At 62.1% G+C, this 25,632-nt stretch carries 25 protein-coding genes; 12 read left to right on the plus strand and 13 right to left on the minus strand.

Annotated elements, in window-relative coordinates; translation table 11 throughout:
• Nucleotides 1-56: 56 nt before the first annotated feature.
• A complete protein-coding gene (locus ACMTA2_RS31410) occupies nt 57-716 on the minus strand; it encodes a glutathione S-transferase family protein (RefSeq protein WP_413793175.1) in 660 nt (219 codons plus the stop codon).
• 124 nt (nt 717-840) lie between these two features.
• On the opposite strand from ACMTA2_RS31410, the gene ACMTA2_RS31415 reads away from it, so the two are divergent.
• The 3 genes from ACMTA2_RS31415 (at nt 841) to ACMTA2_RS31425 (ending at nt 4,659) form a co-directional block, all read left to right on the plus strand.
• A complete protein-coding gene (locus ACMTA2_RS31415; protein ID WP_413793176.1) occupies nt 841-1,125 on the plus strand; it encodes a hypothetical protein in 285 nt (94 codons plus the stop codon).
• 271 nt (nt 1,126-1,396) lie between these two features.
• On the plus strand, nt 1,397-1,642 hold the full coding sequence (locus ACMTA2_RS31420) for a TIGR02647 family protein (RefSeq protein WP_041022651.1): 246 nt from the start codon (nt 1,397-1,399) through the stop codon (nt 1,640-1,642).
• 176 nt (nt 1,643-1,818) lie between these two features.
• Nucleotides 1,819-4,659: a class I adenylate cyclase gene (locus ACMTA2_RS31425; RefSeq protein WP_413793177.1), complete on the plus strand. Its 2,841-nt coding sequence runs from the start codon at nt 1,819-1,821 to the stop codon at nt 4,657-4,659.
• Between the two features lie 13 nt (nt 4,660-4,672).
• On the opposite strand, the gene rnk is transcribed toward ACMTA2_RS31425, so the two are convergent.
• From rnk to cyaY, 3 genes are all read right to left on the minus strand, one after another.
• On the minus strand, nt 4,673-5,083 hold the full coding sequence (rnk, locus tag ACMTA2_RS31430; RefSeq protein ID WP_060740094.1) for a nucleoside diphosphate kinase regulator: 411 nt from the start codon (nt 5,081-5,083) through the stop codon (nt 4,673-4,675).
• A 198-nt stretch (nt 5,084-5,281) separates the two neighbouring features.
• Entirely contained in the window at nt 5,282-5,500 is a 219-nt protein-coding gene (locus ACMTA2_RS31435; RefSeq protein ID WP_413793178.1) for a DUF1289 domain-containing protein, read from the minus strand.
• Nucleotides 5,501-5,504: 4 nt separating this feature from the next.
• Nucleotides 5,505-5,837: an iron donor protein CyaY gene (gene cyaY, locus ACMTA2_RS31440; protein WP_413793179.1), complete on the minus strand. Its 333-nt coding sequence runs from the start codon at nt 5,835-5,837 to the stop codon at nt 5,505-5,507.
• A 184-nt stretch (nt 5,838-6,021) separates the two neighbouring features.
• On the opposite strand from cyaY, the gene lptM reads away from it, so the two are divergent.
• The 6 genes from lptM to ACMTA2_RS31470 are packed head-to-tail and all read left to right on the plus strand — an operon-like array spanning nt 6,022 to nt 10,623.
• Nucleotides 6,022-6,192, plus strand: coding sequence for an LPS translocon maturation chaperone LptM (lptM, locus tag ACMTA2_RS31445; RefSeq protein ID WP_047226132.1), 171 nt, complete (start codon nt 6,022-6,024; stop codon nt 6,190-6,192).
• 9 nt (nt 6,193-6,201) lie between these two features.
• Entirely contained in the window at nt 6,202-7,449 is a 1,248-nt protein-coding gene (lysA, locus tag ACMTA2_RS31450) for a diaminopimelate decarboxylase (protein ID WP_413793180.1), read from the plus strand.
• 4 nt (nt 7,450-7,453) lie between these two features.
• Nucleotides 7,454-8,284 carry a diaminopimelate epimerase gene (gene dapF, locus ACMTA2_RS31455; RefSeq protein ID WP_413793181.1) on the plus strand — a complete coding sequence of 277 codons (831 nt, stop codon included), beginning with the start codon at nt 7,454-7,456 and terminating at the stop codon, nt 8,282-8,284.
• A gap of 13 nt (nt 8,285-8,297) precedes the next feature.
• Entirely contained in the window at nt 8,298-9,020 is a 723-nt protein-coding gene (locus ACMTA2_RS31460) for a DUF484 family protein (protein ID WP_413793182.1), read from the plus strand.
• A gap of 2 nt (nt 9,021-9,022) precedes the next feature.
• Nucleotides 9,023-9,922, plus strand: coding sequence for a tyrosine recombinase XerC (gene xerC / locus ACMTA2_RS31465; protein ID WP_413793183.1), 900 nt, complete (start codon nt 9,023-9,025; stop codon nt 9,920-9,922).
• Nucleotides 9,919-10,623 (plus strand): HAD family hydrolase, encoded by a 705-nt coding sequence (locus ACMTA2_RS31470; RefSeq protein ID WP_413793184.1) that lies wholly within the window; start codon nt 9,919-9,921, stop codon nt 10,621-10,623. The genes xerC and ACMTA2_RS31470 overlap by 4 nt, the downstream gene beginning before the upstream one ends.
• Before the next feature lie 241 nt (nt 10,624-10,864).
• Here ACMTA2_RS31470 and sutA read toward each other — a convergent pair whose 3' ends face one another.
• From sutA to glnK, 4 genes are all read right to left on the minus strand, one after another.
• The gene (sutA, locus tag ACMTA2_RS31475; protein ID WP_413793185.1) at nt 10,865-11,188 is read right to left on the minus strand and encodes a dormancy-specific transcriptional regulator SutA; all 324 of its coding nucleotides are present in this window, start codon (nt 11,186-11,188) and stop codon (nt 10,865-10,867) included.
• Nucleotides 11,189-11,290: 102 nt separating this feature from the next.
• Nucleotides 11,291-11,716: a secondary thiamine-phosphate synthase enzyme YjbQ gene (locus tag ACMTA2_RS31480; protein ID WP_245138934.1), complete on the minus strand. Its 426-nt coding sequence runs from the start codon at nt 11,714-11,716 to the stop codon at nt 11,291-11,293.
• 212 nt (nt 11,717-11,928) lie between these two features.
• Nucleotides 11,929-13,263 carry an ammonium transporter gene (locus ACMTA2_RS31485; protein ID WP_413793186.1) on the minus strand — a complete coding sequence of 445 codons (1,335 nt, stop codon included), beginning with the start codon at nt 13,261-13,263 and terminating at the stop codon, nt 11,929-11,931.
• A gap of 33 nt (nt 13,264-13,296) precedes the next feature.
• The gene (glnK, locus tag ACMTA2_RS31490; protein ID WP_002555808.1) at nt 13,297-13,635 is read right to left on the minus strand and encodes a P-II family nitrogen regulator; all 339 of its coding nucleotides are present in this window, start codon (nt 13,633-13,635) and stop codon (nt 13,297-13,299) included.
• A gap of 414 nt (nt 13,636-14,049) precedes the next feature.
• Here glnK and ACMTA2_RS31495 point away from each other — a divergent pair, with 414 nt between their 5' ends.
• Nucleotides 14,050-14,310, plus strand: a complete 261-nt coding sequence (locus ACMTA2_RS31495) for an accessory factor UbiK family protein (protein ID WP_053126510.1) — start codon at nt 14,050-14,052, stop codon at nt 14,308-14,310.
• A gap of 17 nt (nt 14,311-14,327) precedes the next feature.
• On the opposite strand, the gene ACMTA2_RS31500 is transcribed toward ACMTA2_RS31495, so the two are convergent.
• The gene (locus ACMTA2_RS31500) at nt 14,328-15,605 is read right to left on the minus strand and encodes a sensor histidine kinase (protein ID WP_413793187.1); all 1,278 of its coding nucleotides are present in this window, start codon (nt 15,603-15,605) and stop codon (nt 14,328-14,330) included.
• A gap of 260 nt (nt 15,606-15,865) precedes the next feature.
• On the opposite strand from ACMTA2_RS31500, the gene ACMTA2_RS31505 reads away from it, so the two are divergent.
• Nucleotides 15,866-17,359, plus strand: a complete 1,494-nt coding sequence (locus ACMTA2_RS31505) for a YifB family Mg chelatase-like AAA ATPase (RefSeq protein ID WP_413793188.1) — start codon at nt 15,866-15,868, stop codon at nt 17,357-17,359.
• 6 nt (nt 17,360-17,365) lie between these two features.
• Here ACMTA2_RS31505 and ACMTA2_RS31510 read toward each other — a convergent pair whose 3' ends face one another.
• From ACMTA2_RS31510 to ACMTA2_RS31525, 3 genes are all read right to left on the minus strand, one after another.
• Nucleotides 17,366-18,580: an aldose 1-epimerase family protein gene (locus ACMTA2_RS31510; protein WP_413793189.1), complete on the minus strand. Its 1,215-nt coding sequence runs from the start codon at nt 18,578-18,580 to the stop codon at nt 17,366-17,368.
• Nucleotides 18,581-18,937: 357 nt separating this feature from the next.
• Nucleotides 18,938-20,914: a methyl-accepting chemotaxis protein gene (locus ACMTA2_RS31585; protein WP_438943937.1), complete on the minus strand. Its 1,977-nt coding sequence runs from the start codon at nt 20,912-20,914 to the stop codon at nt 18,938-18,940.
• Between the two features lie 186 nt (nt 20,915-21,100).
• Nucleotides 21,101-22,021 (minus strand): LysR substrate-binding domain-containing protein, encoded by a 921-nt coding sequence (locus ACMTA2_RS31525; protein ID WP_413793190.1) that lies wholly within the window; start codon nt 22,019-22,021, stop codon nt 21,101-21,103.
• A gap of 158 nt (nt 22,022-22,179) precedes the next feature.
• On the opposite strand from ACMTA2_RS31525, the gene ACMTA2_RS31530 reads away from it, so the two are divergent.
• Nucleotides 22,180-23,574, plus strand: coding sequence for a NorM family multidrug efflux MATE transporter (locus ACMTA2_RS31530; protein WP_413795755.1), 1,395 nt, complete (start codon nt 22,180-22,182; stop codon nt 23,572-23,574).
• A gap of 111 nt (nt 23,575-23,685) precedes the next feature.
• Here ACMTA2_RS31530 and ACMTA2_RS31535 read toward each other — a convergent pair whose 3' ends face one another.
• On the minus strand, nt 23,686-25,359 hold the full coding sequence (locus tag ACMTA2_RS31535) for a putative bifunctional diguanylate cyclase/phosphodiesterase (RefSeq protein ID WP_413793191.1): 1,674 nt from the start codon (nt 25,357-25,359) through the stop codon (nt 23,686-23,688).
• Nucleotides 25,360-25,632: the final 273 nt, after the last annotated feature.

The raw sequence follows: 25,632 nt of genomic DNA on the forward strand, positions 1-25,632 counted from the left end.
GATCCAATGTGGGAGCGAGCCTGCTCGCGAAAGCAATCCTCAGGACAGCAAAAAACTCACTTCTTGGCAGCAATCATCGCCAAAAACGCTGGCATCTCTGCCTCCTTGTCCGCAGCGATCCGCCGCACGTTCGGGTTCTGCTCCAAGCGTTCCATCAGCGCCCTGGCCGCCGGCAGCTCCGCCAGCAAATCGATATCGAAGACCTTCTTGCCCACCTGCAAGGCCAGCGAAAGGCTGTAGTAGAAATACAGGTCGGCAAGGCTCAGGCTGTCGCCCGCCACGTAGGGCGAGAACTTGCCGTGCCGGCCGAGCGAGGCGACCCCCAACAACAATTCGGCCTTGGACTTTTCCTTGATGGCCTCGGCCACCGACATACCGAAAAACGCCTCGCTGTAGCAGGCCCGTCCCGGCAGCTCGATGTACAGCTCGATTTCCCGGCACAAGGCCAGCACCTGGGCGCGCTCGAACGGATCGGCCGGCAGCAGAGCCTTACCCGGCTGGGTTTGCTCGATGTATTCGAGAATGACACTGGTCTCGTTGATAAAACCCTGCTCGATCTTCAGCACCGGCACCTTGCCGCGAGGGCTGATGGCCAGAGCTTCCGGGGTCTGTGCGCCGAAGAACCGGACCTCTTCAAAGGGCAGGCCCTTCTCCAACAGTGCCAGCTTGACCATGTTGTAATAATTGCTGACAGAGAAACCATAAAGCTTGAGCATTACAAGGCCTCCAGGCCGTGTGGGGTTGGCAGCCTTGGGTTATAGACCGCAGGGGCGTTTCCCGCCAGGCCCATCACGCCGCCGAATGCAGGTAAACTGGCGACCTTTCTTACAGGAGCCGGCCATGAGCGAGCCAACCGACATCGACAACGACGAAGAAGAATTCGTTGAATCGACGCTGATCGAAGCCATTGAAAACCAGATCGAAAGCGAAAATCCGCCAGCGGCCAAGGCCACGCTCAACAAGCTGACCCTGGTGGGCTACGAGCGCGAAGACATTCTCAACCTCATGGCTCATGTGCTGGCCTATGAGATCGACGCCATGCTCGATGAGGATCGCCCGTTCGACACCCAATGGTACGAAGCGGCGCTGCGGGCCCTTCCCGAGCTACCGCCGGAAAAGAAATAAACCGTGAGGCAAAGTTGCTCCTGTGGCGAGGGGATTTATCCCCGCTGGGCTGCGAAGCAGACCCTAGAAATCGGGCGCGCTCATGTTTTTTGGGGCCGCTTCGCGACCCAGCGGGGATAAATCCCCTCGCCACAGGGGGCTCCGCCCGGTAGTACAGCGGTGCTCCGTCCCCTAAAACGAAAAAACCACTACTCTGACACTGGACAGCTCGACCGAGTGCGCTCACCTTAGTGACGCTGTCGACCCAATTCCTAGAAAGTCTGGAGTCCTTATGTCGCTTACCCCTGAGTTGGTTGCCGAACTGGAAATCCTTGCACTCTTCAACCTGGACAGTTCCCAGGAAGGCCTGAAAATTCATCAGACCGCTGCCCCCAAGGCAATTGCCGCCGCCCAACGCCTGTATGAAAAAGAGCTGATCACCCAACCCGACGGTGGCTACCTGACCAGCCTGGGTCGGGACGCTGCGCAGAATGTCCAAACCGTCCTGACGATCCTCAGCGTTCAAGAAGCCGCCTGATTCTCCCCTGTCGCCCACGGAAATCTGCTTTGCCGGATTTCCACAGGCGCGGGCGCCTTGCGTGAAAAATCTGACATCCAAATCGACTTTCGGCTTAAGAATTCCCGAGCCCGGACGCTAAACTGCCATCACCCCTGATTTCCCACGTTCGACGCCGCGAGCCGGTTTGAGCCGACATGACCCGCAACCATGAAATACGCCCTGATCTGGACGAGGGAATCGACCGCAAGGTCCTGAGCCAGTTGCGCGCGCGTTTTCTCAAGCTCAACAACGTCCGGATGGAACGCGCCCTGGAAGGCCTGTCGCCCCGCCAGCAAGGCGTGCTGACGCTGCTGCCGCTGTTCTTCCACGTCAACCATCCGCTGCTGCCCGGCTACGTTTCCGGCAGTACCCCTGCCGGGCTGTCGAACTACGAGCCTGACGCCAATGTCCTTGTCGAAGCCCAGCGCCTGACCCGTTCGTTTTCCTACAAGCCCCGGCACGGCAGCAACCCGCCGCGACCGATCCTAGGCCTGTTCCTGATGGGCAGTCTCGGCACTCTGGCCCAGGCCGACCAGAGCGACATGGACGTGTGGGTGTGCCACGGGCCGGACCTGAGCGACGACGAACTGGCCGAGCTGCGCAAGAAATGCCAATTGCTGGAAACCTGGGCCGCGACCCAGGGCGCCGAAGCCCACTTCTTCCTGATCGACCCGGCGCGTTTCGTGCGGGGCGAACGAGACAACCAGCTCAGTTCCGACGATTGCGGCACCACCCAGCATTACCTGCTGCTGGATGAGTTCTACCGCACCGCGATCTGGCTGGCCGGGCGCACACCGATCTGGTGGCTGGTGCCGGTCTATGAAGAAGAGAACTACGAGCAGTACACCCATACGCTGATGTCCAAGCGTTTCATTCGCGCGGATGAAACCCTGGACTTGGGGCACCTGGCCTACATTCCGCCGGGCGAATTCGTCGGTGCCGGGCTCTGGCAACTGTTCAAGGGCATCGAATCCCCCTACAAATCCGTGCTCAAGCTGCTGCTGACCGAGGTCTATGCCAGCGAACACCCGAACGTGCGCTGCCTGAGCCTGCGCTTCAAACAGGCCGTGTTCGCCAATCGCCTGGACCTGGAAGAGCTGGACCCGTACATGCTGGTTTACCGTCGCATCGAGGAATACCTCAATGCCCGTGGCGAACCCGAACGCCTGGAGTTGATCCGCCGCGCGCTGTACCTGAAGGTCAATCGCAAACTTACCGGCCAGGCGCGCAGCAGTGGCTGGCAACGGGTACTGCTTGAACGACTGTCCCGGGAATGGGGCTGGGACCAGCGTCAACTGGCGTTGCTGGACAGCCGCAGCCAGTGGAAAGTCCGTCAGGTCAGCCACGAGCGGCGCGCGCTGGTCAACGAACTGACCCACAGCTACCGCTTCCTGACCCAGTTCGCCCGTACCGAAAAAACCGTCAGCCTGATCAACAAGCGCGATCTCAACGTGCTTGGCCGGCGGTTGTACGCCGCTTTCGAACGCAAGGCCGACAAGGTCGAATTCATCAACCCCGGCATTGCCCCGGACCTGGCCGAAGACACCCTGACCTTGGTCCAATCGCCCAACAAGAGGGAACCTGGGCAGAACCAGTGGGGCCTGTACAACGGCAGCCTCAACGCCCTGGAGTGGGAGAACTTCGCGCCGATCAAGCGCTGCCGCGAGTTGCTGGAGTTGTTGACCTGGTGCCACCGCAACGGCGTGATCGACAGCAGCACGCGCCTGGCGCTGCACCCGGGTACCAGCGACCTGAGCGAGTTTGAACTTTTCAACCTGCTGGGCAGCCTGCAACAGTCCATCGCCCTGCCCCTGGTCACGGTGGATGAATCGCAGTTGCTGCGTGCCAGCGTGCCCAGCGAAGTGCTGATCCTGGTGAACGTCGGCGTCGACCCGCTCAAGCACCACCGCGACTTGAACATCCTGATGACCACCGAGCGTACCGACTCCCTGAGCTATGCCGGGGTCAGGGAGAACCTGGTGCTGACCCTCGACCAGGTCACGCTCAACAGTTGGAATGAGGTACTGGTCAACCGTTTCGACGGCGAACACGCCCTGCTCGATTGCCTGCGCGACTACCTCAACGACCTGCCCGTCACCCAGCGCCAACCGCGCTTGCAGGTACGCTGCTTCTGCCACAACCGCGCCCAATTCATTGCCCGACGTGTCGAAGACGTCATCGAAACGGCGCAGACCCTGCTGTTGAGCAGGCTCAACCACCGCTACCTGCTTCAGGTCCAGCAGCATTATCACGTGCTGGAACTGGTGCCCGGCCAGGTCAATCACGTGGCCCTGGGCAGCTTGTCGGCGCTGATGGATTACCTGGGCGAAGAACTGACGGCCTACAGCCCCTTGCACTTGGACCCGATGGCTCTGGAAGACCATGACCTGGCGCTGATCCTGCCCATGGGCCAGCCCGAATGCATCCAGGTGTTCTACCGCACCAACGAGGACGAAGCCGATCTGTACGTGCTCGATGAATTCAATGCGCTGTGGCAACAACACCTGCCGTATCACGACGAACAAAGCCTGCTGGTGCCGCTGCAGCGTTTCCTGCAATCGGTGCTGTACCGTCGCGACGCCCTGCTACCCCTGGACGCCGCCCAGCCATTGACCCTGGAAACGCTGTACTACCAGTTGTTGCCTTCAGGTGGCCGGGCACGGCGGATCGAAGCGCGACAAGCCCCTCAGACGCCGGTCAACAAGCCGTTCTATGACGTGCAGGCGATCATCGGCAAAGCTGCGCACGGGCAGGTGCACGTCACCCTGTACTGCGATCAGCAGGAGTTTTCCGAACTGGAACATGGCGACCAATTGTTCCGCGTGGTCGCCAGGGAGATTGTCGAACAGCGCCGCGAAGCCCAGCGCTATCGCTGCTACATCACCGACCTGGACCTCTCGGGGCTGGTGGGCGACGGGGCCTGCTCAAGCAATTTGTACCTGCGCTACAAGGCCGACCTGGAACGCGCCCTGAACGAGGCACTGGCCCTGGTCTGACGCGGCCAGGCACTCAGAGGTGGAAATCGCCGCCTGCTTCAGGCTGGTATTCGACGTCCAGCAAGGTCAGCTTCAACGTCTTGCCGCCCGGGGCCGGCCAGTCGATGTGCTGGCCGACCTTCAGGCCCAGCAAGGCACTGCCCACCGGTGCCAGGATCGAGATCCGGCCTTCGTCGGCATTGGCGTCCTGTGGATAAACCAACGTCAGGTGATAGTCCTTGCCGCTGCTTTCTTCGCGGCAGTGCACACGCGAGTTCATGGTCACGACATCGGCAGGCACTTCTTCGTGGCCTACCACGTTCTCGGCGCGATCCAGTTCGGTTTGCAACGCAATCACGCCTGGCAGCGTTTCATCAAGACTGTCGATCAGGCGTTCCAGACGCTGTACGTCCAGGCGGGTAAGGGTGATGGAAGGTGCGGTCATGATCCAGGCAGACTCCTTTCTTCTGCACAAAAAAAGCAAAACCCCGCCACAAAAAGGCGGGGTTTTCACGGGCCTCGGCGAATTGAGGCGTAGCCGGACACTACCACAGCTCAATAAATAAACAAGACGGGCGGGGTCTACTCATCGTCATGGGAGGCAGAATGACTGTGGCGAGAGGATTTATCCCCTCACCACAAATTACCTCAGAGATTTGCGCTTAGCCGCCTCGCCACAGATGACCCGCCGACGCTCGTCATCAGCCGAGCGCCATTCACGGATGTCTTCCACGTGACGGAAACAGCCGAGGCAGACCTTCTGCTCATCCAGCTTGCACACGCGGGTGCACGGCGACGGCACGGCGGGGCTGACGTTGCTGTAGAGCGGCTTGGGGGGCCGTGGCGGTGCGGTCTGGCTCACGCCGTCACAGGCCTTCGAAATCGAGCTCCACGCCCGCCTGCTGCTTCACGATGCGCTCGAGCATCTCGCCCAGTTGCTCTTCGCTCTTGTCGCACATCCAGCGCTCGCTTTCCTCGTCGTAGTCGAAATGAAAGCCACCGGAGACCGCCGCCAGCCACAACTGCCGCAACGGCTCCTGGCGACTGAAGATCAATTGGCTGCCGTTTTCGAACTTGGCGGTGAGTACACCCGCGGAGATTTCCAGATCAATGTCCAGGCCACTGTCATCGAACACATCCTCCAGCGTTTGCTGGGTCGCATCGACCAGATCGTGGAAACGGGCTTCAGTCAAACTCATTGCGGCAACCTCGAAAATGTCTGCTCATGCTCAAGCGCCGCAAGATACGGACGCCGCCCGGCGATTGCAAAGGATATACCGATCAACGACAACAGTGCCGCCGGACGGGCGGCCCGTTGCATAGGCAAGCTGACGGGTGGCCGGTATACTCCGGCGCAATTAACGCATTTTCAAGGATTTCGCCATGAAGCGCCTGATCTCTTCCCTTGCTGCGCTCGTCGCGGTTGCCTGCCTCGTGACAGCCTGTGGTCAAAAAGGTCCGCTGTACCTGCCTGATGACAGCAAGTCCCCTGAAGAACAGGCCAAGTCGTCGCAATCCAAGTCACACGCGCACGACACCCACACCACTTACTAAGGGAACGCCATGGACGCTTTTAACTACCGTGGCGGGGAGCTGTTCGCGGAAGGGGTTGCCCTGTCCGCGATCGCCGAACGTTTCGGCACGCCGACCTACGTCTATTCCCGTGCCCACATCGAAGCCCAGTACCGGACGTTCGCCGATGCCCTCGACGGCATGCCGCACCTGGTGTGTTTCGCTGTAAAAGCCAACTCCAACCTGGGCGTGCTCAATGTCCTGGCGCGCCTGGGCGCCGGTTTCGACATCGTCTCCGGTGGCGAGCTCGAGCGTGTGCTGGCCGCTGGCGGCAGCGCCGACAAGATCGTGTTCTCCGGCGTCGGCAAGACCCGTGAAGACATGCGCCGCGCCCTGGAAGTTGGCGTGCACTGCTTCAACATCGAGTCCACCGACGAGCTGGAGCGCCTGCAAATCGTCGCCGCCGAGCTGGGCGTCCGCGCGCCGGTTTCCCTGCGCGTGAACCCGGACGTCGACGCCGGCACCCACCCGTACATTTCCACCGGTCTGAAGGAAAACAAGTTCGGCATCGCCATTGCCGACGCCGAAGACGTGTACGTGCGCGCTGCCCAACTGCCGAACCTGGAAGTGCTGGGCGTCGATTGCCACATCGGCTCGCAACTGACCACCCTCGAACCGTTCATCGATGCCCTCGACCGCCTGCTGGCGCTGGTCGACCGCCTCGGCGACTGCGGCATCTACCTGCGCCACATCGACCTGGGTGGCGGTGTCGGCGTGCGCTATCGCGATGAAGAGCCGCCGCTGGTGGCCGACTACATCAAGGCCGTGCGTGAGCGCCTCGACGGGCGTGACCTGGCGCTGATGTTCGAACCGGGCCGCTACATCGTCGCCAACGCCGGCGTGCTGCTGACCCAGGTCGAGTACCTCAAGCACACCGAGCACAAGGATTTCGCCATCGTCGACGCGGCGATGAACGACCTGATCCGCCCGGCGCTGTACCAGGCCTGGATGGACGTCACCGCCGTGCGCCCTCGCGACACCGCGGCCCGCAGCTACGACATCGTCGGGCCGATCTGCGAAACCGGCGACTTCCTGGCCAAGGGTCGGGAGCTGGCGCTGGAAGAAAGCGATCTGCTGGCCGTGCATTCGGCTGGCGCCTACGGGTTTGTCATGAGTTCCAACTACAACACCCGCGGCCGCTGCGCCGAGGTGCTGGTGGACGGTGATCAGGCATTCGAAGTGCGTCGCCGCGAGACGGTAGCCGAGTTGTTTGCCGGCGAAAGCCTGCTGCCGGAGTAAAACCATGCTGCTGCGTTTTACCAAGATGCACGGCCTGGGCAATGACTTCATGGTCCTCGACCTGGTCAGCCAGCACGCGCACATCCTGCCCAAACACGCCAAGCAATGGGGGGACCGACACACCGGTATCGGTTTCGACCAGTTGCTGATCGTCGAGGCACCCAACAACCCGGACGTGGATTTCCGCTATCGGATCTTCAACGCCGACGGCTCGGAAGTGGAGCAATGCGGCAACGGTGCGCGCTGCTTCGCCCGTTTCGTGCTGGACAAGCGCCTGACGGCCAAACGGCAGATCCGCGTCGAGACCAAGAGCGGCATCATCGAACTGGATGTGCGCAGCGACGGCCAGATCGGCGTCAACATGGGCGCTCCGCGCCTGGTACCGGCCGACATTCCCTTCCAGGCACCGAGCCAGGCCCTGAGCTATCAGGTGGACGTCGACGGCGCCTCGGTGGAACTGGCGGCGGTGTCCATGGGCAATCCCCATGCCGTGCTGCGAGTGGCCGATATCAACAGTGCCCCGGTGCATGAACTGGGGCCGAAAATCGAACACCATCCACGCTTTCCGGCGCGGGTGAATGTCGGTTTCCTGCAAGTCATCGACCGCCACCGCGCACAATTGCGCGTCTGGGAACGCGGCGCCGGGGAAACCCAGGCCTGCGGTACCGGCGCCTGTGCCGCTGCCGTCGCTGCGATCAGCCAGGGGTGGATGGATTCGCCATTGTTGATCGACCTGCCCGGCGGGCGCCTGTCCATCGAATGGGCGGGCCCTGGCCAACCGGTGATGATGACCGGTCCGGCAGTGCGCGTATACGAAGGACAAGTTCGTCTTTGAGTGAGCCAAACCCATGACCGATCAGCCACAGGTTCCAGCCCCACAGCCCGACGAATCCCCCAGCCTTCCAGAAGTCGCGGCCGTGGCCGCCTACCTGGAAGCTCATCCGGACTTCTTCGTCGAGCATGAAGAATTGCTTGCGACGATGCGCATTCCCCACCGGCGCGGCGACACCGTGTCGCTGGTGGAGCACCAGATGAAAATCCTGCGCGAGCGCAACATCGAGATGCGCCATCGGCTTTCGCACCTGATGGACGTGGCCCGGGACAACGACCGGCTCTTCGACAAGACCCGCCGGCTGATCCTGGCCCTGATGGACGCCAGCACCCTCGAAGACCTGGTCATGAGCGTCGAAGACAGCCTGCGCCAGGATTTCCAGGTGCCTTTCGTCAGCCTGATCCTGTTCGGCGACAACGCCATGCCGGTGGGTCGCTGGGTGACCCACGCCGAAGCGCAAACGGCCATCGGCGGCCTGCTCACGGAAAACAAAAGCGTCAGCGGCAGCCTGCGCGAGCATGAGCTGGACTTCCTGTTCGGCGAAGAACAACGCAAGCAGATCGGCTCCACCGCCGTTGTCGCCATTGCCCATCAGGGCGTGCACGGCGTGCTGGCCATCGCCAGTCGCGATCCGCAGCACTACAAGAGCTCGGTGGGTACGCTGTTTTTGAGCTACATCGCCGAAGTCACCGCCCGGGTACTGCCACGGGTCGCCGGTTCGCTGCGCTCGGTACGCTGATCATGGAACGGCAACTGGACGCCTACTGCGAACACCTGCGCAGTGAGCGCCAGGTGTCGCCCCACACGTTGTCGGCCTATCGCCGCGACCTTGATAAAGTGCTGGGTTGGTGCCAGAAGCAGGGCATCGGCAGCTGGTCGGCCCTGGATATCCAGCGCTTGCGCAGCCTGATCGCCCGCCTGCATCAACAGGGGCAATCCTCCCGCAGCCTGGCTCGGCTGTTGTCGGCAGTACGTGGCCTGTATCACTACCTCAATCGCGAAGGCCTGTGCGATCACGACCCGGCCACCGGCCTGGCTCCGCCCAAGGGCGAACGCCGGCTGCCAAAGACCCTCGACACCGACCGCGCCCTGCAATTGCTCGAAGGTGCCGTCGAGGATGACTTCCTGGCCCGGCGCGACCAGGCGATTCTCGAGTTGTTCTATTCTTCCGGCCTGCGGCTTTCAGAGCTGACGGGGCTCAACCTGGATCAACTGGACCTGGCCGACGGCATGGTCCAAGTGCTCGGCAAGGGCAGCAAGACCCGCTTGTTGCCCATCGGCCGCAAGGCCCGGGAAGCCCTGGAACTGTGGCTGCCCCTGCGTGCATTGGCCAACCCCGCCGACGACGCGGTGTTCGTCAGCCAACGCGGGCGGCGCCTCGGCCCGCGAGCGATTCAGTTGCGGGTCAAGGCCGCCGGCGAACGCGAGCTGGGGCAGAACCTGCACCCGCACATGCTCAGGCACTCCTTCGCCAGCCACCTGCTGGAGTCCTCCCAGGACCTGCGCGCCGTTCAAGAGCTGCTGGGACACTCGGACATCAAGACCACCCAGATCTACACCCACCTGGATTTCCAGCACCTGGCGACGGTCTATGACAGTGCCCATCCCAGGGCCAAACGCATCAAAGGCGACGAATCATGACCATCGAGCTCATCACTTTCGACCTGGACGACACCCTGTGGGACACCGCCCCGGTTATCGCCAGCGCCGAAGCCACACTCCGCCAATGGCTGACCGACAACGCGTCGAACCTGGGCGGCGTGCCGGTGGAGCATCTTTTTGCGATTCGCGAACAAGTGCTGCGCGAGGAGCCTGGGCTGAAGCACCGCATCAGTGCCCTGCGCCGACGGGTGCTGTTTCGCGCCCTGCAGGAAGCCGGCTACGACCAGTGGCAAGCCTCTGAGCTGGCAGACCAGGCTTTCGAGACGTTCTTGCACGCCCGTCATCAGTTGGAGATTTTCCCCGAGGTGCAGCCCACCCTGGAAATCCTGGCCAATCATTTCGCCCTCGGTGTGGTCACCAATGGCAACGCCGACGTGCGACGCCTGGGGCTGGCGGACTACTTCAAGTTCGCCTTGTGCGCCGAGGACATCGGCATCGCCAAGCCTGATGCCCGGCTGTTCCACGAAGCCCTGCAACGCGGCGGCGCCACGGCACAAACCGCCGTGCACATCGGAGACCACCCCGGCGACGACATCGCCGGCGCCCAACAGGCCGGCCTGCGCGCGGTATGGTTCAACCCGGCCGGCAAGGCTTGGGATGCCGAGCATGCGCCAGATGCGGAGATTCGCAGCCTGACCGAACTGCCGGGACTATTGGCGGCGTGGCATAGCCAACACTGAGCCATCCGCCGCTCCCACCCTGGTTCTGCTGTGCCCTGAGGCTCTGCGCCAGGCACAAAACCCTGTGGGAGCGGGCTTGTTCGCGAAGACGGCGGCACATCCAGCATTGATGTGACAGATAAACCACTTTCGCGAGCAAGCCCGCTCCCACAGGGACTGCGCCTGGCCTGGAGATGGAATCGCACCCATGAAAAAGCCCGCAGCGACGGCGGGCTTTTTTCAGCAAGCAAGAAGCAAGTACTCAGATAGGACGGCTGCCGTACTTGTTGTCAGGCTTCTTGGGCGGATCCGCGACCACGTTGGCCTCCACTTCCTGCACCTTGCCGCCCCTGGCCAGGAATTCCTCCATGGCCTTGGCGAGCGCATCACGCTCCTTGTTCTTGGCCTCTACGCTCGGCAACTCGTCGACCGATACCGCAGCCTTGGCCTTGCCCTTGGCGGTGGGTGCCGGAACATCGGCGCCATCGTCTTCGGCAACGTCTTCAGCCGCCACCTCAAGGCCTTCTTCGGCCTCGTCTTCGTCGCCTACTTCGAGGTCGTCGTTTTCCAGATCATCGTCGCTCATGTTCTACCTCATGACTTGCGAAAAGCAGATTAGTTATAGCCCAGCTTCGCCATCTGTTCGAAGGCTGCCAGAAAAAATTCAACATCCGCCGGCAACCAGCGGTTATGCCCCTTCACCGTACAAGGTGGCGAGGACTTTACGAGCACCGCCGTGATCGCGGTGCTCGCCCAGATAAACACCTTGCCAGGTTCCCAATGCCAGCCGTCCTGCCGTCACCGGCAGGCTGAGCTGGCAACCGAGCACACTGGCCTTGAAGTGCGCCGGGAGGTCGTCCAGGCCTTCGTCGTTGTGCTCATAGTCGGCGGTTCCTTGTGGGATCAGCCGATTGAAAAATCGTTCGAAGTCTCGACGTACCGCCGGATCGGCGTTCTCGTTGATGGTCAACGAGGCCGAGGTATGCTGCAGCCACAGATGCAACAGGCCGACCCGACACGCCTTGAGTTCAGGCAGGCCGGCAAGCAACTCGTCGGTCACCAGATGAAAGCCCCGGGGCCTTGCCCGCAGGGTTATCAGCGTCTGTTGCCACATACAGATCTCCGCACGTTCGGCGCGCATTCTAGCGCGCTCTGGGAAAAAACAAAGGCCCTAATATTCTTGCTTCGATGTAAGCCTTTGGCGGTATAAAAACCCATGTCGCATCCACAACAAATGGCGTCGGAAAAACCGCTGCACCTTGTGAGCAATGACAAATTCCAGACAAAAAAATGCCCGGCGAACCGGGCATTTTTTTTCGTGCGTGCTTACAGGTTGTAGCCACGTTCGTTGTGCTGGGCCAGGTCCAGGCCCACGGCTTCTTCTTCCTCGGTAACACGCAGGCCCATGACGGCGTCCAGGACCTTGAGGATGATGAAGGTGACGATCGCGGTGTAGACCACCGTGAAACCCACGCCCTTGAATTGAATCCACACTTGCGCGCCGATGTCGGTCACGGTGCCGAAGCCACCCAGTGCCGGTGCGGCGAACACACCGGTCAGGATCGCGCCGAGGATACCGCCAATACCGTGCACGCCGAAGGCGTCCAGGGAATCGTCATAACCGAGCTTGCGCTTGAGGCTGGTAGCGCAGAAGAAGCACACCACGCCCGCCGCGAGGCCGATGACCAGGGCGCCCATCGGGCCCACGGTGCCGGCAGCCGGGGTGATTGCAACCAGGCCGGCCACCACGCCCGAGGCAATGCCCAGCGCGCTTGGCTTGCCGTGGGTGATCCACTCGGCAAACATCCAGCCCAGCGCGGCCGCAGCGGTCGCGATCTGGGTCACCAACATCGCCATGCCGGCAGTGCCGTTGGCAGCGACAGCGGAACCGGCGTTGAAGCCGAACCAGCCGACCCACAGCATGGCCGCGCCCATCAGGGTGTAACCCAGGTTATGCGGCGCCATTGGCGTGGTCGGGAAGCCTTTGCGCTTGCCCAATACCAGGCATGCCACCAGGCCGGCGATACCCGCGTTGATGTGCACCACGGTGCCGCCAGCGAAGTCCAGCACGCCCCAGTCCCACATCAGGCCGCCGTTGCCGGACCAGACCATGTGTGCAATCGGTGCATACACCAGGGTGAACCACACGCCCATGAAGATCAGCATGGCCGAGAACTTCATCCGCTCGGCAAATGCGCCGACGATCAGGGCCGGGGTAATGATGGCGAACGTCATCTGGAAGGTGATGAACACCGCTTCAGGGAACAGCGCCGTCGGGCCGGTCAGGCTGGCTGGCGTGACGCCCGCAAGGAACGCCTTGCCCAGGCCACCGACGAAGGAGTTGAAGTTGACGACGCCTTGCTCCATGCCAGTGGTGTCGAACGCAATGCTGTAGCCATAGATGACCCACAACACGCTGATCAGACCGGTAATGGCAAAGCACTGCATCATCACGGAAAGCAAGTTTTTCGACCGGACCATACCACCGTAGAACAGTGCCAGGCCGGGAATGGTCATGAACAGTACAAGAATCGTGGCGGTGAGCATCCAGGCGGTGTCGCCGGAGTTCAGGACGGGGGCTGCCGCTTCTTCTGCCATGGCCAGGCCAGGCATTGCGAAGGACAACAGGGCTCCTAGCCCTGCGAATTTACGCAGAGTCATATTGTTTTCTCCTGGGGCGTTGGGTTGGGCGGCTTAGATAGCGTCGGTATCGGTTTCGCCGGTACGGATGCGGATTGCCTGTTCCAGATTGACCACAAAGATCTTCCCGTCACCGATCTTGCCGGTGTTGGCGGCCTTGGTGATTGCCTCGATCACCCGGTCCAGATCCTTGTCGTCAATGGCGACATCGATCTTCACCTTGGGCAGGAAATCGACCACGTATTCCGCGCCGCGATACAGCTCGGTGTGACCCTTCTGCCGACCGAAGCCTTTGACCTCAGTGACGGTAATGCCCTGCACGCCGATCTCGGACAACGACTCGCGCACGTCGTCCAACTTGAACGGCTTGATGATGGCAGTGACTAGCTTCATGAAACTTTCTCCCGAATTGGTGGACTTGCCCCAGGAAAACAAACCCGACTCAAGTCTAAGCGCAGTGCCTGGCTTTGTAACGCGTCGTCGGCCCAAGTTGCCCGACAAGTGCCAGTTAACCGATCCTGGCGGAACTCCCCGTTCCGCCTGCTGCACTGCATTCGTCACAGCGACTGCATCAGTGCATGGGTCATCAGCCTCTAAGCAGAAACCTTGCCATCTGCACCCAAACCCCCTGATTTCAACCCTTTAGCCACTTGCTCGACCTGCACCGCAACACCAACCGCAACGATACGCACAACAACAGTGCAGTAACGCCCGACCCAATGCGCGAAAAGCGTGCATCCCTGGCTCGCGAATTGACTATAGACACTGCGTGATACACTGCCCGCCATTGTTTTCAGGACACCTGCCATGCTTGCGCCCAAAGATCTCCTCGACGCCCTGAGCGGCCACGCCTCCCGCCTCTTGAGTGGTGACACGCCACTGCCCAAGAGTGAAATCGAAAGCCAGTTCAAGGCCTTGCTGCAAAGCGGCTTCAGCAAACTGGACCTGGTCAGCCGGGAAGAATTCGACAGCCAGATGGTTGTGCTGGCCCGGACCCGGGCGCGGCTGGAAAGCCTGGAGGCCAAGGTCGCTGAGCTGGAAGCGCGACTGGCTCCAGCACAGGAATAAGCCACCCACCGGGTGACTTAACCACTCGCGGCCCACTGCGATGCATCTTGAGCAAGCGCGAGCGGCAGCTCCAGGATAAAGAGCGCGCCCTTGCCCGGCCCCGCGCTCTGCGCCGTCAGCTCGCCGCCCATTTCGTGCGCCGCCAGAATGCCGCTGTGCAGACCAAAGCCGTGACCGTCGACACGCGTAGTGAAGCCGTGCTCGAACACCCGCGCAAGATTGTCCTGTGCTATCCCCTCGCCATTGTCCTCGACCTCGACCCGCACGCGCCCCTCGTCAACGACCTCCAGACGCAGGATGATCTGCGGCGGCCGGTTCACACCCGCGTCCAGCGCCTGCTTGGCGTTGTTGATCAGATTAACCAGGATCTGCAGCACGCGGTGCTTGTCCAGTGGCATTTGCGGGATATCGCTGAACTCCTTGACCAGCGTGATGTGGTGGCGGGCCAGGGACACATCGCAAATGCGCACGACATCCTCGACCAACTCCCGCAACGAGCCCGGCTCCAGGACGCTGGCATTGCCGGCATAGGATTGCTGGGTGGCGACGATTTCCTTGATGTGGTCGATTCGGCGGGTCAACTGCGCCAACTCGGCGATCATGCCCTGCTGCTCGGCGGCCAGCGCGTCGGCCAGCTTGTCGAGATAGTCCGGTAGGGCGCGCCCTTTCGGATCGCTGCTGATGAAGTCGCCGAGGTCGTCAGGATGCTCCTTCATCAACTGGACGACCTTGGCCACCCCGGGCCCCTTGGAGGTGTGCACCTTCTCGTACAGAACCTGGGCTGAGACATTGACGCTATTGAGCACATTGCCCACGTTATGCAGCACATTGGTGGCGATCTCCGCCATGCCGGCCCGGCGCGCAGTGGTCACCAGTTCGGCCTGCGCCTCGCGCAACTCTTCGTTGACCTTGGCCAATTGTTGCGGGCTGGGGATCTTCAGAGCCGCCGGCACCAGCCGGACCAGCAGGATGGCGGTAATCACCGAAGCTATCGCGGTGATCACCTTGACCAGCGCCGACAACCAGTAATAAGGCTGCCAAATGGTCAGGATTTCCATCACGTGGCTGGTCCCGCAGGCCAGGATAAATACGCCAAAGGCCGCCAGCATCCAGTCGAACGGCACGTCCTTGCGTTTGTGGATAAAGTACAGGAGCGTGAAGGGAATGGTGACGTAGGACAGGGTGATCAAACCATCGGCGATGACATTGGTCCACAGCAAATCTGGCCGCCACATGTAGCAGTGCCCATGGGGCATGAAGCGCTTGTCGGTTAACAGAGCCAGCAGATCGTTCATGGCCACTTCCTCCCTGTGCCGTTGATACCGCCAAGTGCCGACTGGGCAAATCGAAGTCTAGGCCGGTCCCAGGCATTTCGCTTGGACGGGTGAAGGATGGCAGCCGCTGAACCGTATCGCCCTTGCCGCCCCTCGGCCGTCACTGGCTGTCGAAACATCCTGCCAAATTTTCTCCCCTCTATTGCTGCGCCCAAGTTCATCCCCACGACTACCCTTCAAAAGTCGCAGGACGCGACCCCCATTCACTCAAGGAACGATTCATGTCGCTCGCCATTGTCCACAGCCGCGCCCAAGTGGGGGTCGAGGCTCCTGCCGTTACCGTTGAAGTCCACCTCGCCAATGGCTTGCCGTCGCTGACGATGGTTGGCCTGCCGGAGGCGGCGGTGAAGGAAAGCAAGGATCGGGTGCGCAGCGCGATCATCAACTCGGGGCTGAATTTCCCGGCGCGGCGCATCACCCTGAACCTGGCCCCGGCGGATCTGCCGAAGGACGGCGGGCGCTTCGACCTGGCCATCGCCCTGGGGATCCTGTCGGCCAGCGTGCAGGTGCCGACCCTGACGCTGGACGACGTGGAATGCCTCGGTGAACTGGCATTGTCCGGCGCGGTGCGTCCAGTACGTGGGGTATTGCCCGCAGCGCTGGCGGCGCGCAAGGCCGGGCGCATGCTGGTGGTACCAAGGGCCAATGCCGAGGAAGCCTGCCTGGCCTCGGGGCTGAAGGTGATTGCCGTGGATCATCTGCTCGAAGCGGTGGCGCACTTCAATGGTCACACACCGGTCGAGCCGTTCGTTTCCAATGGCCTGCTCTCGGCCAGCAAGCCCTACCCCGACCTGAATGAGGTACAGGGCCAGGCCGGGGCCAAGCGGGCCTTGCTGATTGCTGCCGCGGGCGCTCACAACCTGTTGTTCAGCGGGCCACCGGGCACCGGCAAGACCCTGCTGGCGAGCCGCTTGCCCGGGCTGTTGCCGCCGCTGGCCGAAAGCGAAGCCCTGGAGGTCGCGGCCATCCAGTCGGTGGCCAGTTGCGTGCCGTTGAGCCATTGGCCGCAGCGTCCGTTTCGCCAGCCACACCACTCGGCTTCCGGCCCGGCGCTGGTAGGGGGCGGGTCAAAACCGCAGCCAGGGGAGATCACCCTCGCCCACCATGGCGTGCTGTTCCTGGATGAGCTACCGGAATTCGACCGCAAGGTGCTGGAGGTCTTGAGAGAACCGCTGGAGTCCGGGCACATCGTGGTATCTCGCGCCCGGGACCGAGTGCGCTTTCCTGCGCGTTTCCAGTTGGTGGCGGCGATGAATCCCTGCCCCTGTGGATATCTTGGCGAACCCAGTGGCCGCTGCGCCTGTACCCCGGACATGGTACAGCGCTATCGCAACAAACTCTCCGGCCCGCTGCTGGACCGCATCGACCTGCACCTGACCGTCGCCCGGGAGGCCACAGCGTTGAACCCCAAGCGCGAATCCGGGGACGATACGGCCACGGTTGCCGAACGCGTAGCCGAAGCCCGGGAACGCCAGCACGGCCGCCAAGGCTGCGCCAACGCCTTCCTCGACCTGCCGGGGTTGCGCCAGCATTGCAAGTTATCCACAACCGACGAAACCTGGCTGGAGACCGCCTGCGAACGGCTGACCTTGTCGTTGCGCGCTGCCCACCGCTTGCTCAAGGTCGCCCGGACGCTGGCGGACCTGGAGCAAGCAGGGTGCATTCGCCGCGAGCACCTGGCCGAAGCGTTGCAGTACCGGCCGGCTACGGCTTGAACCACTTCATGGTTTGCTCAGGTCTACCAACGGTGTTTGCCGAACCTCGGTCTTTTGACCGTTCTGGATCGCATCGATGCGCTTGAGCGCCTTATCCACAGCGCCCTTGTCCGCCAACAGGCTGTAGTGAATCTGGAATTGCTTGTGCTCCTTCGGCCCGATCGTGGGAACCAGGCCCAGGGGACGCTGATACCGGCGGTTATAGGAAAAACTGGTGCCCGGCTCCAGGCCGGTCACGTAGCCCTGGCCCTGGGTATCGGTGTTTTTCCAAAGGGAAAACACGGGCAGCGTGCGGGTGTTGAAGCCTACCGATACCCCGAGGCTGCCAGCCTTGTTGTGCAGCACGGTGAGGGTGTCGCCCTTGGCGTCGGCGTAGGGCACGACGTTATAGACGGTTTCGTCGTAATCCTTGGTCGGGCCCCGGTAGGTTTGCCAATCGGCCAAATCGCCCTTGGCCTTGTCGTTGAACGGCGAGACCTGCTTGACCGGTGCCGCGAAACGGGCGCCCTGTTCCAGGAACGGCGTGCTGAAGTTGCTGTGGTAGAGCGCTTGGTATTCCTTCGGATAATCGCCGTTGTTGGTCAGCGTGTCGCTGAGCGCGAACGTTACGCTGCCGGGCTCGGTGACCAGTTCGGTCTGCACCGAGAAGTCGACCTTCTTGAACGCCTGCTCCTTCAACTCACCCCGCAGGGTGATGGCGTAGGGAGGTTTTTCATCGATATGCAACGTGACTTTGTTGGCAGGAATATTAGCGGCGCGACCATGCAGGGTCAGCAGCTCACCGTTGTCCATGCCGGGATGGCCGACCCACTCGTAGCCGCAACGGGTGACCAGCTCGTTGAAACCTTCGAGCCAGCCCAGCCCGCCTCGGCCGTTGAGTTCGATGAACGCCGGATTGACCACTTCCTTGACGGGCGAATCCCACCCCATGCGCACATTCCCGACCGAAGCCTGCAGCACGTTCATGCCGCGGGTCGGGACCACGGAAAGCTTGAGGGTGCCGTTGTCGATGTCGACGATGCTGACGCCTTCCTGCCGGCCGCCGTGCAGGGTGCGCATCGTCACGGAAAACGGCTTGTCGGTTTTCACGCCCAGCTGCTGGCTGGTTACTTGCCAGGGTTGAGCGGCTTTGTCTGTGTCGAGCAGGACGTAATCCCAGGCCATCGCATGGGAGGCAGCGCCCAGGGCGCCGAGGGTCACGAGGAATTTGAACGGGGTCATGGTCATGGCCTTTTCTTGGAGTTGTGCGGTTTTTATAGACTTGAAGAAACGTTTCAGCAAGCTTAAAAACAGCAATTGTCCTAAAAAAGGAGCGACACCAGGGTGGTAGCTTTTGTGGGAGCGAGCTTGCTCACGATAGCGGTGAGTCAGATTGAGATGACGTTGGCCGGGCAGCCGTTATCGCGAGCAAGCTCGCTCCCACCCTAATTCCCGGCGAGCGTCAGAAGTGCGCTCACTACAATTCCCTTGCTCGCGATAGCTGTGGGTCAGATTGAGATGATGTTGGCCGGGCGGCCGTCATCGCGAGCAAGCTCGCTCCCACAGGGGTATGGGTGAGCTTGCTCATGACGGTACGTTTCAGCGGAACCGATCAACCTCTTGGCGCAGGTCCTGGGCCAGCTTTTCCAGTTCCTTGGCGGTGAGGGCCAGGTTCGAGACCACCTGGCGCTGTTCGCTGTTGGCCATGGCGATGCTCTGCAGGTTGCTGCTGAGCAGGGTCGCGGTACTGCTTTGTTCCTGGGTGGCGGTGGTGATCGCCGCGAATTGCTGGCCAGCCGAGCGGCTCTGCTCGTCGATGCGCGCCAGGGCCGAGGCCACGTTGGCGTTGCGCGACAGGCCTTCCTGCATCAGCAGGTTACCCTGCTCCATCGTACTGATGGCATTGCCGGTTTCCTGCTGGATGCTGTTGATCATGCTGGAGATTTCATCCGTGGCCTGGCGGGTGCGGGACGCCAGGCTGCGGACTTCATCGGCCACCACGGCGAAACCACGGCCCTGCTCGCCGGCGCGGGCGGCTTCGATGGCAGCGTTCAAGGCCAGCAGGTTGGTCTGCTCGGCAATCGAGGTGATGACCCCCACAATGCCGCCAATCTCCTGGGAACGCTGGCCCAAGGTATTGATGACCGAAGCCGTGCTGTTCAGGGCGCCAGCAATTTGCTCCAGGGACGAAGACGCTTCATCCATCGAGGTCCGGCCAATGCGGGTTTGCTGGGCGTTTTCCTGGGCCAGGCGCTCGGTGTTCCCCATGTTGTCGGCAATGTTCAATGAGGTCGCACTGAACTCTTCCACCGCGCCGGCCATGCTGGTGATTTCGCCGGACTGCTGCTCCATGCCTTCGTACGCCCCGCTGGACAAACCGGACAGGGCCTGGGCGCGGCTGTTGACCTCCTGGGAGGCCTTGCGGATGTGCTCGACCATGGTCGACAGGGCCTGGCTCATCTGGTTGAAAGCACGAGCCAGCTGACCGATTTCATCATGGCTCGACACGTTCAGGCGCACGCTCAGGTCGCCAGCACCCAACGCTTCGGCCTGGCGCACCAGGTCCCCAAGCGGCGCCAGTTTGCTGCGCAGCAACCACATCGCCGAGCCGACCGCCAACAACATCGCCAGCAGGCTGCCAATGGCCAGTTGCGTACCGACGCTCCAGGTCACGGCGCGGATCTCGGCTTTCGGCATGCTCGCCACCACTGCCCACGGCCCGTCCTCGAACGGCACGGCAACGCTGTAGAAATCTTCGGCGGTATCGGTCCAGAACGCGCCCTTGCCCGGCTTTTTGATCAGAGCCGTGATGGCTGCGGTAGCGTTGTCCAGCGCCTGCACACCGGCTGGCGGCACCAGCCATTTGTTTTGTTCATCCAGCAGCGCCAGGGAACCGGTCTGGCCGATGCGGAAGCGCTTGAGGTTTTCGAACTGCGCGTTCTGCGCATCGGTGTAGTCGAAGCCTACGTACAACACAGCAATGATCTTGCCGCTGCTGTCGCGTACCGGCGTGTATTGCGACATGTAGAAGCGCCCGAAAAGCAGGGCCCGACCGATGTAGCTCTGCCCGCTGATCACCGGACCGTAGGCGGGCCCGGCGCGGTCGAGCACGGTGCCGATGGCCCGCGTACCGTCCTGTTTACTGACCGAGGTACTGACGCGGATGAAATCGTCGCCGCTGCGCACGAATACCGTGGCAACCCCGGCGGTCATCGCTTTGAAGTCGTCCACTTCCTTGAAGTTGTTGTTCAACACTTCGCTGCCCAGACTCAAGCCCGGGGTCTGTACGCCCGCCACCGTCACCGGCTGGTCGGGATGCACGTTCAGGCCCGCGCTAAAGCGCTTTTCGAACAGACCGGCCAAGCGCTGAGTGCTCTCGCGCAGGGTGCTGTGGAAGGTATTGAGCTGATCGGCCATGAGGCGCGCTTCGCTGGCCAAGTGCTCTTCACGGGTGGCAAGGTTGGCAGTGTCCAGCGAGCGCAAGGCGAAGACGGTACTGCCGGAGATCACGACCGCCAGTATCACGGCGAGGGCAAGGCCTAGCTGTGAGGCGATCCGGGCGCGGGGTTGAGACATGACGGCTCCTGACCGAGAGACCGGATCATCCTGATCACGTTGCACGCTCGGCATTTTATTCGGGTTAGGTGTAATTAAGCCCTTTCTGAACGAGGGTTCCATCTTCACGGATTCGGCGGCAAAGCCAAATACTTGAGCGGTTTGGACGGATTAATCCCAAGTGGCTAGCACGCCAACTGCATCGTTTCAGCCCAGACGCTCTACATCGGGCAGTTGCATGGCCTTGACCTCGCCTTGGAGGAAGTCGCTGAGGCGGCGCAAACGTTCACCTCCCGGCCGGGTTTTCGGCCAGACCAGGTAATAATGCTCACCGCTGGCGACAGCCGTCGGCCATGGCAGGCTCAGGCGCCCTTGGGCAACGTCCTCGGCCACCATCAGCAGGTCGCCCATGGAAACCCCATAGCCACGCGCCGCCGCAATCATGCCCAGCTCCAGGGTATCGAACACCTGTCCCCCCTTGAGCGAGACCTTGTCGGACAGCCCCATGCGTTGCAGCCAGTTGCGCCAGTCCCGGCGGTCCGGCGTCGGATGCAGCAGCTCAGCACTGGCCAGCCGCGCCACATCCCAGGGCTGGTCGTTCAACAGGTTCGGCGCGCCCACCGGGATCAATTCCTCGGGAAACAACAGGCTGGCCTCCCAGTCGGCGGGAAAATGCCCGTTGCCCAGCAATACGGCGCAATCGAAGGGCTCGACGTTGAAGTCCACCGAGTCGATGTCCATCCAGGCACTGGTCAGTTGCACCTCGTTGCCGGGCTGCAAATGCCGGAAGCGACTCAAGCGCGCCAACAACCAGCGCATGGTCAGCGTGGAAGGCGCCTTCATGCGCAGGATGCCATCCTCGCCATGCAAGGTATGGCAAGCCCGCTCCAGCGCCATGAACCCTTCACGCACGCCCGGCAACAGCAACCGCGCCGCCTCGGTCAATTGCAGGTGACGGCCGCTGCGCAGGAACAGCCGACAAGCAAAGTGATCTTCCAGCGTGCGAATGTGCCGGCTGACAGCGCTCTGGGTGATCGACAGTTCTTCAGCGGCGCGGGTGAACGAGCTGTAGCGTGCCGCCGCTTCGAATGCCCGCAGCGCATAAAGAGGAGGAAGACGACGAGACATCGCAAAAGCTCCATGACGTGGTTTGCAAACCCTACCAGAAACCCGTTCAGCATGAGTTTTAATCATGCCAGCGATCTTTTTTATCCCTTTGTGCAATCCGCCGAGAGCGCCGAGAATCGTTGCTTTACTGCCTTGTTTGAACATGGAGCGTGATGATCATGCGGCATCCGGTGCGTATCGAACTCTGGGCCATCCTGCGGCTGGCGGGGCCGTTGATTGCCTCGCAGTTGGCGCACATGCTGATGGTGCTCACCGACACCGTGATGATGGCGCGCCTGAGCCCCGAAGCCCTGGCCGGCGGTGGGCTGGGGGCGGCCACCTATTCGTTCGTGTCGATCTTCTGCATCGGCGTGATCGCCGCGGTGGGCACCCTGGTCGCGATCCGCCAGGGCGCAGGCGATGTCGAAGGCGCCACCCGACTGACCCAGGCCGGGCTTTGGCTGGCCTGGTTGATGGCGCTGATGGCCGGGTTGCTGCTGTGGAACCTCAAGCCCGTGCTGTTGATGTTCGGCCAGACCGAAACCAACGTGCTGTCCGCCGGACAGTTCCTGCTGGCGCTGCCGTTCGCCCTGCCCGGTTACTTGAGTTTCATGGCCCTGCGCGGTTTCACCAGCGCCATCGGCCGAGCCACACCGGTCATGGTGATCAGCCTCGGCGGCACCGTGGCCAACTTCCTGCTCAACTACGCGCTCATCACCGGTATGTTCGGCCTGCCGAAACTCGGCTTGATGGGCATCGGCCTGGTCACGGCGATTGTCGCCAACTGCATGGCCCTGGCGCTGGCCTGGCACATCCATCGGCACCCGGCCTACCGCGCCTATCCATTGCTCGAAGGCCTGTCGCGGCCCAATCGCCAGTACCTCAAGGAACTGTGGCGCCTGGGCCTGCCCATTGGCGGCACGTACGCGGTGGAGGTCGGGTTGTTCGCATTCGCCGCCCTGTGCATGGGCACCATGGGCAGCACGCCGTTGGCGGCCCACCAGATCGCCCTGCAAATCGTCTCGGTGGCGTTCATGGTGCCGGCCGGGATGTCCTACGCCATCACCATGCGCATCGGCCAGCATTACGGCGCCGGGCAATTGCTGATGGCGCGCCTGGCCGGTCGGGTCGGGATAGGCTTCGGCGCGGCGGCGATGCTGGCGTTCGCCATGGTGTTCTGGTTGCTGCCGAATCAGTTGATCGGCTTGTTCCTGGACCACGACGACCCGGCCTTTGGCGAGGTGATCAAGCTGGCGGTGAGCCTGCTGGCGGTGGCAGCGTGGTTCGAGTTGTTCGACGGCACGCAAACCATCGCCATGGGCTGCATCCGTGGGCTCAAGGACGCCAAGACCACCTTTCTGGTGGGGCTGGGCTGCTATTGGCTGATCGGCGCGCCGGCGGCATGGTGGATGGCATTCCACCTGAACTGGGGACCGACCGGTGTCTGGTGGGGCCTGGCCCTGGGGCTGGCCTGCGCAGCGGTGAGCCTGACAGCGGCGTTTGAATGGAAGATGAAGCGGATGATTCGCAGCGAGCCTGGGCAACCCGGTTTCGAAGCCATTCAGGCCAAGTGAAATCCATCCCTTTGTGGGAGCGAGCTTGCTCGCGATGGCGATAGGTCTGTCACATCGATTTTGACTGATACACCGCTATCGCGAGCAAGCTCGCTCCCACAAGGGTTCGTGTCAGAGCACGACGTCGTGTGCGGACTTCTGATCACCCTCGAACGTCAAGTACTCAACCAACTCCGGCAACGGCAACGGCTTGCTGATCAAGAAGCCCTGCACCTGGTCGCAACCGAACGCGCGTAGCAGGTCCAGTTGCTCCTGGGTTTCCACACCTTCGGCCACCACCTCCAGGTTGAGGTTGTGGGCCAGGTTGATCATGGCGTGTACCAGTTTGCGGTTTTCTTCGCGCTGCTCCATCCCACCGACGAAGCTCTTGTCGATCTTGAGCAAGGCGATCGGCAGGCTGTTGAGGTGCACGAACGAGGAGAATCCGGTGCCGAAGTCGTCCAGGGAGAAGCGCACCCCCAGACGGCCCAGGGCGTCCATGGTCTGCTTGACCAGTTCGCTGCGGCGCATGACGGCGGTTTCGGTGAGTTCGAACTCCAGCCATTGCGCCTCCACACCCCGTTCGGCAATCAGCCGACTCAATGTCGGCAGCAACTGGCTGTCCTGGAACTGCCGGAACGACAGGTTGACCGCCATGTGCAACGGCGCCAGCCCCCGCTCGCGCAGGGCCTGCATGTCCCGCAGCGCCCGGGAAATCACCCAGTAGCCCAGTGGCACGATCAAGCCGCTCTGTTCGGCCAGCGGCACGAACTCGCTCGGTGGCAGCAAGCCGCGTTCGCCGTGACGCCAGCGCACCAAGGCCTCGAGACCGACGATGTGGCCGCCATCGAGGTTCAGCCGTGGCTGGTAATGCAGTTCCAATTCGTCGCGGCGCAGTGCCCGGCGCAGTTCGCTTTCCAGGTCGGCGAGGCTGCGGGCATTGCGATTGATGCGCTCGTTGAAGATATGAAAGGTGCAGCCCTGTGTGCTCTTGGCCTGCTGCATGGCGATGTGGGCGTGCCACATCAGCGGATCGGCGCCGGCCTGGGCGCGAGCATGGGCAACACCCAGGCTGCAACCGATCAACAGGCTTTCACCGTCCACCCAATAGGGCTCGGCCAAGGCTTCGGTAATACGCTCGGCCATCCACTCGGCCCGCTGCGGTGCGCGGCGGGTGTCGATCAGCAAGGCGAACTCATCACTGCCCAGCCGCGCCAATTGATCGCCGGCCTCGAGCGAACCCTTGAGCCGCGACACCACTTGCAGGATCAAGCGATCACCGGCCTGGTGACCAAGGGCGTCGTTGGCGTGGCGAAAGTTGTCCAGGTCCAGGTGACCGAGCGCCAGGCCACGGCCGTCGTTTTCCGCCAGGCGCGCCGCCAGCAAGGTCTGGAACCCCTGGCGATTGGCGATGCCTGTCAATGGGTCCTGTTCGGCGAGGCGCTGCAAAGTGGTTTCCAGCACGCCGCGCTCACGCACGTGGCGCAGGCAACGCCGCAGGGTCGCGCTGTCGAGCACCTCGAACACCAGCCAGTCACTGACGCCGTCGGGGGCAGCCGCTGGCTCGTGCTCGAGCAACAGGATGGTCGGCAGGCTGCAACGACCCGGCGCCGGCTGCAACGCCGCCACGGTCAGCAACACCGCGTTGCGATTATCTTCGAACAGGCTGCTGACTGACTCCCAGGTCGGGGCGCTGATCAACACAACCGAGGGCCCCAAGGGCACCAGGCACTCGCGCAATCTTGCTGACCACTCTGGCTCTTGGGCCAATAACAGCAAACGCAAGGGTTCGACAGGCGTTGACAAGCTGACTCCCTAGACTCTGCAAGGTGGTAGGCGCCAGGCATTATGACCTGCCGATGGGCAATGACCAATGCCAATGGTTCTCAAACACGCGCCTTGGGTGGGTTTTTTCCGTTCGAAATACTACGCGCGACCCAATTGGCCCCACATCCTGCGTGAAAGTGACAGAAGCGGCAAATGACAATCCTGTGTGCGTCACAAGTCGGACAGGGCAGCACAATTCTCTGAGCCTGTTAAAATGCCGGCCCATTTCGCAAACGACTCCCAGACTCTGTC

Origin of the sequence: Pseudomonas medicaginis, from assembly GCF_965119365.1 — a bacterium.
Taxonomy (GTDB): Bacteria; Pseudomonadota; Gammaproteobacteria; order Pseudomonadales; family Pseudomonadaceae; genus Aquipseudomonas.